Annotated in this window: 10 protein-coding genes and 1 tRNA gene; 6 read left to right on the top strand and 5 right to left on the bottom strand. The window is 44.3% G+C overall.

What is annotated here, in order from left to right:
• The 4 genes from A1D16_RS13255 to rfbD form a co-directional block, all read left to right on the top strand.
• Nucleotides 1-1,152, top strand: a 1,152-nt coding sequence (locus A1D16_RS13255) for a nucleotide sugar dehydrogenase (protein ID WP_290710229.1), incomplete at its 5' end; no start/stop codon positions are given.
• Entirely contained in the window at nt 1,152-2,213 is a 1,062-nt protein-coding gene (rfbB, locus tag A1D16_RS13250) for a dTDP-glucose 4,6-dehydratase (RefSeq protein WP_290710227.1), read from the top strand. The genes A1D16_RS13255 and rfbB, both read left to right, overlap by 1 nt.
• On the top strand, nt 2,213-2,773 hold the full coding sequence (gene rfbC / locus A1D16_RS13245) for a dTDP-4-dehydrorhamnose 3,5-epimerase (protein ID WP_290710225.1): 561 nt from the start codon (nt 2,213-2,215) through the stop codon (nt 2,771-2,773). The genes rfbB and rfbC overlap by 1 nt, the downstream gene beginning before the upstream one ends.
• Entirely contained in the window at nt 2,770-3,657 is an 888-nt protein-coding gene (gene rfbD, locus A1D16_RS13240) for a dTDP-4-dehydrorhamnose reductase (protein WP_290710224.1), read from the top strand. Before rfbC ends, rfbD begins: the two co-directional genes overlap by 4 nt.
• Nucleotides 3,658-3,664: 7 nt before the next feature.
• On the opposite strand, the gene A1D16_RS13235 is transcribed toward rfbD, so the two are convergent.
• Nucleotides 3,665-4,000 (bottom strand): MmcQ/YjbR family DNA-binding protein, encoded by a 336-nt coding sequence (locus A1D16_RS13235; RefSeq protein WP_290710222.1) that lies wholly within the window; start codon nt 3,998-4,000, stop codon nt 3,665-3,667.
• 223 nt (nt 4,001-4,223) lie between these two features.
• On the opposite strand from A1D16_RS13235, the gene A1D16_RS13230 reads away from it, so the two are divergent.
• Nucleotides 4,224-4,490 carry a hypothetical protein gene (locus A1D16_RS13230; RefSeq protein WP_290710219.1) on the top strand — a complete coding sequence of 89 codons (267 nt, stop codon included), beginning with the start codon at nt 4,224-4,226 and terminating at the stop codon, nt 4,488-4,490.
• Nucleotides 4,491-4,560: 70 nt separating this feature from the next.
• Here the strand turns inward: A1D16_RS13230 and A1D16_RS13225 are convergent.
• Nucleotides 4,561-4,631, bottom strand: a tRNA-Gln gene (locus A1D16_RS13225).
• A 108-nt stretch (nt 4,632-4,739) separates the two neighbouring features.
• Here A1D16_RS13225 and A1D16_RS13220 point away from each other — a divergent pair.
• Nucleotides 4,740-6,041 carry an aminotransferase class V-fold PLP-dependent enzyme gene (locus A1D16_RS13220; RefSeq protein ID WP_290710217.1) on the top strand — a complete coding sequence of 434 codons (1,302 nt, stop codon included), beginning with the start codon at nt 4,740-4,742 and terminating at the stop codon, nt 6,039-6,041.
• On the opposite strand, the gene A1D16_RS13215 is transcribed toward A1D16_RS13220, so the two are convergent.
• From A1D16_RS13215 to tyrS, 3 genes are all read right to left on the bottom strand, one after another.
• Nucleotides 6,042-7,034, bottom strand: coding sequence for an SO2930 family diheme c-type cytochrome (locus A1D16_RS13215; protein WP_290710215.1), 993 nt, complete (start codon nt 7,032-7,034; stop codon nt 6,042-6,044).
• 44 nt (nt 7,035-7,078) lie between these two features.
• Nucleotides 7,079-8,263: a parallel beta-helix domain-containing protein gene (locus tag A1D16_RS13210; RefSeq protein WP_290710213.1), complete on the bottom strand. Its 1,185-nt coding sequence runs from the start codon at nt 8,261-8,263 to the stop codon at nt 7,079-7,081.
• Between the two features lie 30 nt (nt 8,264-8,293).
• On the bottom strand, nt 8,294-9,094 hold an 801-nt coding region (gene tyrS, locus A1D16_RS13205; RefSeq protein ID WP_290710211.1), incomplete at its 5' end, for a tyrosine--tRNA ligase.

Here is a 9,094-nt window from a genome sequence, read left to right as displayed (position 1 = left end):
TTGGATATGATGCGGAATCATATTGATCCCAGCAAGGAAGTAGATCCTGAAGAATTCAAAAACCGCGACATCGTGTTTACCGATGATCTTGAGCTTTTGAGAACAGCCCGTTTTTTTATTGTGGCAGTGCCTACGCCTGTTGATAAATACAATGTTCCTGATCTGAAACCCCTGATAGGGGCTTCTACCACGGTAGGTAAAGTTTTGAAAAAAGGAGATTATGTAGTTTATGAATCAACTACCTACCCGGGTTGTACCGAAGAAGACTGTTTGCCGGTACTGGAAAAAATTTCCGGATTACAACTGGGAGAGGACTTTAAGCTCGGTTATTCACCGGAGCGCATTAACCCGGGTGATAAAAAAAATACGCTGCGTACTGTTATTAAAGTGGCATCCGGAAGCGATGCAGAAGCAGCTGAAGAAATTGCCCGTACCTACGAATTGGTAGTAGACGCAGGTGTGCATAGAGCCCCTTCCATCAAAGTTGCGGAAGCCAGTAAAATCGTGGAGAATACGCAACGCGATATGAATATCGCCCTGATGAACGAACTCTCCCTGATTTTTGACCGGATGGGCATTAATACATACGATGTAATCGAAGCGGCCGGTACAAAATGGAATTTTCTGAAATTTCAACCAGGGCTGGTTGGCGGGCATTGCATTGGTGTAGATCCTTATTACCTGACACATAAAGCAGCTTCGCTGGGCTACCAGTCTAGGGTTATTGCCGCCAGCCGGTTTATTAACGATGATATGGCTAAATACCTGGCCAGAAAAATAATCAAATACGTGCTGCGTAATTCCGACAATCCACGGGTATTGGTAAAAGGGGTAACATTTAAAGAAAATGTAAGCGATATCAGGAATTCTAAAATTGTTGACACAGTAGAAGAGCTGCTGGCCTTTAATATTCATGTGGATGTAGAAGACCCCTATGCAGAAAGCGCAGAAGTGAAAGAAGAATACGGCCTTCAATTAACCCGCCAGGCAGGAAAAGAGTACGATGCTGTAATTATTACGGTTCCGCACGAACAATACAAAGCACACGACGATGCCTATTTTTCCTCCATAACCCGTGAACATGGGGTTGTTGTGGATTTAAAAGGCATTTATAAAAATTCGATTACCTCAAGAGCTTATTGGAGTTTATAATGACAACATCCACTATTTTAATCACCGGAGGAGCCGGGTTCATCGGTTCTCATGTAGTACGGTTATTTGTAACCAAATATCCCCAGTATAAAATTGTTAACCTGGATGCATTGACCTATGCTGGAAACCTGGAAAACCTGAAGGATATTGAAGCAGCACCAAATTATCAATTCGAAAAAGGCGATATAACGGATGAGGCTGCTATGCAGCAACTTTTTGCCCGCTATGCTTTTGATGGTGTCATTCACCTGGCCGCTGAAAGTCATGTGGACAGAAGTATTTCGGATCCCTTGCAGTTTGTAAAAACCAATGTGTTGGGTACTGCTAACTTATTGAACGTAGCAAGAAAAGCATGGGCCAATGCTTTTTCAGGAAAGCGGTTTTACCATGTGTCAACGGATGAAGTATATGGTTCGCTGGGAGAAGAGGGTTTTTTTACCGAAGAAACGGCCTACGATCCCCGATCGCCTTATTCTGCCTCCAAAGCAGCATCCGATCATTTTGTAATGGCCTATTACCATACCTACCACTTTCCAGTGGTAATGAGTAATTGTTCCAATAATTACGGATCGCATCATTTCCCGGAAAAATTAATCCCCTTGATGATTAATAATATCCTGCATAAAAAGACTTTGCCGGTTTATGGAAAAGGGGAAAATGTGCGTGACTGGCTTTGGGTGGAAGATCATGCCAAAGCAATTGATTTGATTTATCATACCGGTAAGGAAGGTGAAAAATACAATGTGGGTGGATTCAACGAATGGAAAAATATTGACCTGGTGCATTTGCTCTGCTCCATTATGGATAAAAAACTTGGCAGAAACGAAGGAGAATCAGCAAGCCTGATTAGTTATGTTACTGATCGCCCCGGGCATGATCTGCGTTATGCCATTGATGCTACCAAACTTACCAGGGAATTAGGATGGAAACCCTCTCTGCAGTTTGAGGAAGGATTGGAAAAAACAGTTGACTGGTACCTGAATAATAAAGATTGGGTAGAACATGTAACCAGTGGCGATTACAAAAAATATTACCAAGCACAATACGAACAAAAATCCTGATGGCATTTACAGAAACCGGATTTCCAGGATTGCTGATTTATGAACCCAAGGTTTTCGGCGATCACCGGGGCTATTTCTTCGAGTCCTACAATGCCGCTGTGTTTGCAGCTGCCAACATTCATTACCAGTTTATACAGGATAACCAGGCCAGATCGGGTTATGGCGTAGTAAGGGGGCTTCATTACCAGTTAGCGCCTTTTGCGCAAACCAAACTGGTTCGTGCCCTGGAAGGCAGAATCCTGGATGTAGTAGTGGATTGCCGGAAAAAATCGCCCAGTTTCGGCAAGGTTTTCAGTATTGAATTAACAGCAGAGAATAAAAAACAATTATTAGTACCGAAGGGATTTGCGCATGGTTATTCTGTACTGAGTGAAACTGCAGAGGTATTGTATAAATGTGATGCGCTTTATAATAAAGAAGCAGAAGCTGGCGTATTCTTTAAGGATCCGGCATTGGCCATTGATTGGAAAGTGCCGGAAGAGGCTATGCTGATTTCTGACAAGGATAAGGTATTGCCGCTTTTTGCGGAGGTAGATCATTTGTTTGAACTGGACTTATGAAAAAAATACTGGTTACCGGGTCTGCCGGACAGCTGGGTTCCGAACTGCAGGAATTAGCCCCCCTGTATACAAACAGGTTTACATTTCTATTCACTGATCGTGCAGTTTTTCCCTTGGATGATGCGGCAAAAATGCAGGCTTTTTTTGCGATCCACCAACCTGATTATTGTATCAACTGTGCAGCCTATACGGCTGTAGATAAAGCAGAAGCCGACCCGGAAACAGCCCTGCAGATAAATGGCTGGGCGGTTGGTGTATTGGCAGCCTTGTGCCAGGAATATGGAACAAGACTGATTCATATTTCAACGGACTATGTGTTTGATGGAACCAGTGCTGTTGCTCTGGAAGAAGATGCGCTGGTTAACCCGGTTAATGAGTATGGGCGTTCCAAGTTAAAAGGAGAGGAACTTGCATTGAAGGAATGCGCCTCTTCTATCATCATCCGTACATCCTGGGTCTATTCCAGCTATGGGAATAATTTTGTAAAAACTATGATGCGGCTAATGCAGCAGCGTACTGAAATAAACGTTGTAAACGATCAGATCGGCGCACCTACCTATGCAGCGGATTTGGCGAGCGCCATTGTTCAGATAATAGATCAACTGGAAACTGGTAAGAATTCAAGCCACCAGGCGGGAATTTATCATTATTGTAATGAAGGAAGAATCAGCTGGTACGATTTTGCCCTGGCCATTCGCGATAAAATTGGCAGCACTTGTGCGGTGTTACCCATTCCTTCCTCTTCCTATCCAACTCCTGCTAAACGGCCTGCTTTTAGCTTAATGGCCACTGATAAAATTCAGCGTGCGTTTAAGGTGCCCATTTTTCCCTGGAAAGAAAGCCTGGATTCCTGTCTTTTGAAATTACAGCACTTCCTCACCTAACTGTTATTTAGCGTTGAGATTTTGGCAAACTGGCTCTGACCAGCGCATATGAATTGGCGATCCATTCCTTGAGCAGGCGGTCTGGAATGGAATGATCCATTACCACCGTATTCCAATGTTTTTTATTCATATGGTAGCCTGGCTGAACGGCGGGATAGCGTTCGCGCAACTCAACGGCCTCATCCGGATCACATTTCAAATTGATGCTTTCGAAAAGGTCAAGATCCGTTAAGGCAAATAATTTTCCTTTTACTTTATATACCAGGGTCTCAGGACCGAATGGAAATTCCTCTGTTACATCCGGAAAACTCAGGCAATATTGGCGGAAGAATTCTATGTTCATGTTTAAAATAACAATGGTAACGATTCCGTTAAGACTTCACTGTGATAAAAATAACAAGAATTATTACACTGGCCACTGTACTGCTCGCACTCGGAATGTCCTCCTGTAAAAAGGAGGCTGAGTCGAATCCCAACTATTATATAAAATTCAAGATGAATGGTAATTGGATTACCTGGACAACGGCGAACGAATCTTGGCATTACCGGGTATGGTAAAAACGCCCATGAGCAGATTGATTGGTACGGGTGTTTATAAGAGCGATGATTATTTTATGCCGATACATTACATTGAAAATATACCTGAATTGAAGTTCTATACCCAGAGAAACGAGGGCGGCAGCGATGACTCAAAATATTCAATCACCATCACGTCCATCACTGACAAATCCATCAGCGGACATTTCACGGGTAATTATCTTGAGGAAAGTATGGAAGAAAATGATTTAGTAGAAATCACGGAAGGTCAATTTGTGGCGGAGAGGGTCCGGTAATGTATTATAAGAACCAGAGAAATATCAAAACAAAAAAAGACGATCAGCAACCTGCTGATCGTCTTTTTTGTTGGCCTACCTGGATTCGAACCAAGACAAACAGAACCAAAATCTGTCGTACTACCATTATACTATAGGCCATCCTACCTCAATGGGAGTGCAAAAATAAAGGGTGCTCCCCTTTCTGCCAAAAAAAAATAGGAAAATTTGAGAAAGAGGTAGAATCGTGTAAATCATTAATTTCCAGATATGTTAGCACCTAATCGCAGAACCTTTCTCCATTATTTGTCAAAGGCGGGCCTGGGCAGCCTTTTGGCTGGGGTAGCCCTACCTTCCTGGAGCCGTAACCTCGATCAAAAATTGGAACAGTTCAGTAGTTATGATGCCTATAGCCTGGCTTCAGAGGAGGATTTCTGGTATAGTATTCAACAAGCCTATACCGTTTCCCCTTCGATTATTAACCTGAACAACGGTGGGGTCAGCCCTTCGCCCCGGGTGGTTCAGGAAGCCATGAAACGTTTTCATGACCTTAGTAATGAAGGACCCAGTTATTTTATGTGGCGGATCCTGGACCAGGGTAGAGAGCCTTTACGGTTAAACCTGGCGCGGCTGGCGGGTTGTAATCCCGAAGAGATCGCCCTCCAGCGCAATGCCTCCGAAGCCCTGGAAACAGTCATATTTGGCCTGCCCCTGCAAAAAGGAGATGAAGTGGTGCTATGCAAACAGGATTATCCAAATATGATCAACGCCTGGAAACAACGCGAAAAAAGAGACGGCATACAACTTAAATGGGTGAACCTGGAACTGCCTTCCGAGGATTCAGATTACCTGGTTCAACAATATACCAAAGCATTTACGCCGAAAACCAAGCTGGTACATATTACCCATATCATTAACTGGAACGGGCAAATGCTGCCCGTACGGAAAATTGCAGATGCTGCCCATGCCAAAGGAATTGAAGTGTTGGTAGATGGCGCGCATAGTTTTGCGCATTTTCACTTCAGGTTGGATGAACTGGGCGCGGATTATTTCGGAACCAGCTTGCATAAATGGCTGAGCGCCTGCATTGGTACCGGGTTTTTATTTGTAAAAAAAGATAAAATTGAAAAGCTCTATCCATTGTTTGGAGCGCCCGCCGGACAAGAAACCAATATCCGGAAATTCGAAAACCTCGGAACCCGCCCATTTTTTATAGAACAGGCGATCGGGAAAGCCATCGAGTTTCAGGAAATGATTGGTGCGGAGCGCAAAGAGAAACGGTTACATTACCTGAAAAACTATTGGATGCAGCAGGTTAAAGAGCTGCCTGGAGTGGAAATTGGCACCTCCCTTCAACCCGGGTTTGCCTGTGCCATCGGCCTTGTGGCAATAAAAAACAGGAAGCCAGCTGAACTGGACCAATTCCTCTTCAATACCTACAAAATTCATACAGTCGGCATTGAATGGGAAAATATAAAAGGAGTGCGAATTACACCGCATGTATATACCACAACAAAACAATTGGATCTTCTGGTGAAAGGAATCCGCGAATTTGTGAAGACAGGAACTTGATCAGGGCTTCATTTGTTTGATCCATTCACTGATCAGCGCTACCCCTTCTTTATGAATTTGTTCCCTTCCCAATTCAGGCATTGCAATGCCCGGATCAACCGTATTCATGCGATAAACCAGGATTGATTTTTCCGGTTTTCCCGGTTCAATCGCATAGCTTAGGTTGCCCGATCCTCTGCCTGCTGCCACCGGTGTTTTGTGTATGCCCAGCGCTGTTGGATCCTGGTTAAAAACATCCAGGAACAAACCGGAGGTATTGGCCGGGCCACCTGCACTATGGCAATGGCCGCAATTGATATCGAGATAGGCCCGGGCCCGTTCATCCACGGTTCTGCTGTTATCTTGCCAATCTGCGTTTGCCGGAATTTCCGTTGCTGGCAGGTCTTTCAGCCATCCCTTCTTATTCCAGAGCTGGAGCTGGTTCACCGGGTTGTTTTCCCAAAGAATGGATTTATTCAGGTGCCTGGCGCTGATTCCAATGGGTAGAAATTCTTTGCCGTTGGTATGGCAGCCTTTGCATTGATTTTTATTCGGAATAAGATAGGGAGTAGTTTTGGTTTTCCCTTTTAAATCGGTATAGCGGATAGTTTTGGTATCACCAGCCACGTCGTAATAGGCTTCTGTCTGTTCATCGTTCCAGGTATAGGGCAGGGCATTCCAGCCAGCTTCTTCGTGAATTAATAAGCGGGTTTCAAGGAGTCGCCTTCCTTTATCGGGCTGCCTGAAATCCAATGGGTAATAAAAATTTTTTATCAGGATAGTTCCCACCGGCATATCAAAAGGTTTGCTTGCCTGGTAAACCGCTGATGTTCCGGGAGGAATTACTATAAACCGGATTTTTTGGGCATAATTACTGAAAAGCGCGCTGTTCAATTCGTAGGGAACCACGCCTGCAACAGGTTGAAGGGCAGCAAGCGGCCCTTCAAAAAATCCATATTCCGATAGCTTCTGCCTGGGAGGAACATAGGTTTCCTGAACCTGTAAATGACTCATTAAAAAAATGGAGCAGACTAGCACCAATATGATACATCCTTTTTTCATTGCATGGTTACATTCACGGGTATGTTCAGCGTACAGGTATGTATGGTGAGGTTGCGGCTGATATTTTTAAATCCGTTACTGGCATCTATGTTGGCAAAACTGGCACCCTGGTTATTTTGAATACAAAGCTTATTTGGGGAAACTGCCTTGCTATCAAGGATTCCGTCGTAAATGATGTGCGGTACATTTTTTCCGAACCGGAGTTTGAAACGAAAAAGTTTTCCCATCCTACCTTTCATAGTGGCGCGTTGATGTTTCCGTTCATACAAATTGGCATGAATAAAAATATTCGAAGGGTAGGGGTAATAGCTGCTGTCCTTGATAGGATTTTCTGTTATGTAATAACTAACTACAACGGTGCCAGCGGTTCGGTTGTTGATGATTTTGTTTTCCTCAATAACCACATTGTTGGCCGCCAGGATCATTATGCCGGTGCCGGCAGGAACCTTCCCCACAATATTTCCTTTTGGGGCAAAGTTTACATGGTTATTATTGTAGACCCTATTCTGGTACAACTTGGTGAACCCGCCCTTTTTAACCAGCAGGTCGGGCAGGTCAAATACGAGGATGCCGCCCGTATTATTAAAGGCTTCATTATTGACTACTTCTGCATACAGGGAATTCTCAATTTCTATACCTGCAACATTTTCCGTGGCAACGGAATTCCTGACAATGATATGATGCGATTGTCCTACATAAATACCTGCATCGCTGGCGCCGCGCGCATAACAACTGTCTATCAGTACCCGCTGGCATTGAACCGGATAGATGCCGTATCCGCCATTGGAGGAATGGGCGCCCCTTGTCCATTCTGCTTTAACCTGGTGAAAACGGATGCCATCCACCAACTGTGCTTTGATGGCATCTCCCTTCGTATTTTGAACCGTGAGGTTTTCCAATGCAATATCGGATCCATTTGTGATGCGGATTCCTTCTGCCCCAGAAGTCTGTTTGTCGAAGTTCAGAATGGTTTTATCCCTTCCTTTACCTCGTATGATCACCGATTTCTTACCGTCCATTGAAAGTGTTCCGGTAAGGGTGAAATTACCTTCCGGCAGGTCAATAATGCCGTTATTTTCTACCTCAATAAACAGGGTTTGAAAGGCGCGTTGTTTATCCTGTTGGGAAAAAAGCAAGAGGGCTCCCAGGCAAAATGCCAGCAGCAGGAAAGTTTTTTTCATATTGGCAGCTTCTTCCCTAATGTACGAAAATCAGACGGCCTTTACCAGGAAGTAATCTTTTTTACCTTTCTGAATCAGCAAGTAACGCTGGTGCAATAGATTAGCGCCCACCACTTTAAAATCAATAGCCGGAACTTTAGCTTTATTCAGGCTTACCCCACCACTTTGAACCATTTTTCTTGCCTCTCCTTTGCTGGGGAAAATACCTGTTTCAGCAAGGAAGCTAACAATATCGATACCTTCCTCTATACGATTCAGGGCGAATTCGTAGGTTGGAACACCTTCCAGTACTTCCAGCAGCTGCTCCTGGCTAATGCTTAGAAGCAATTCGGTAGTAGCGTTGCCAAACAGTATTCCAGAGGCTTTTATAGCGTTTTCGTAGGCTTCCCTTCCGTGCACCAGGCTGGTAATTTCTTCTGCCAGTTTTTTCTGAAGAGTGTACAGACTGGCTTGTTGCTGGTGGGTTTCAATGAGCTGATCAATTTCTTCCTTACTTAAAAAAGTGAAGATTTTTATCCATTTTGCGGCATCTTCATCGGTTGCATTTCTCCAGAATTGGTAAAACTGGTAGGGAGAGGTCCTGGAGGGATCCAGCCATACATTTCCTTTTTCCGTTTTACCGAATTTTCCGCCGTCGGATTTAGTAAGAAGGGGGCAGGTGAAGGCAAAGGCATCGCCCCCCCCCATACGCCGTATGAGCTCGGTACCGGTGGTTATATTTCCCCACTGATCACTGCCTCCCATTTGGAGTTTACAGTTTTTATGTTTGTTCAGCCAGTAATAATCATATCCCTGGATGAGCTGGTAGGTAAATTCGGTAAAGCTGATGCC

It is taken from the genome of Flavihumibacter sp. CACIAM 22H1 (assembly GCF_001601815.1).
GTDB lineage: Bacteria > Bacteroidota > Bacteroidia > Chitinophagales > Chitinophagaceae > Flavihumibacter.
The sequence above is the reverse complement of the archived record's forward strand: the minus strand, read 5'-3'. Positions and strand labels throughout refer to the sequence as shown.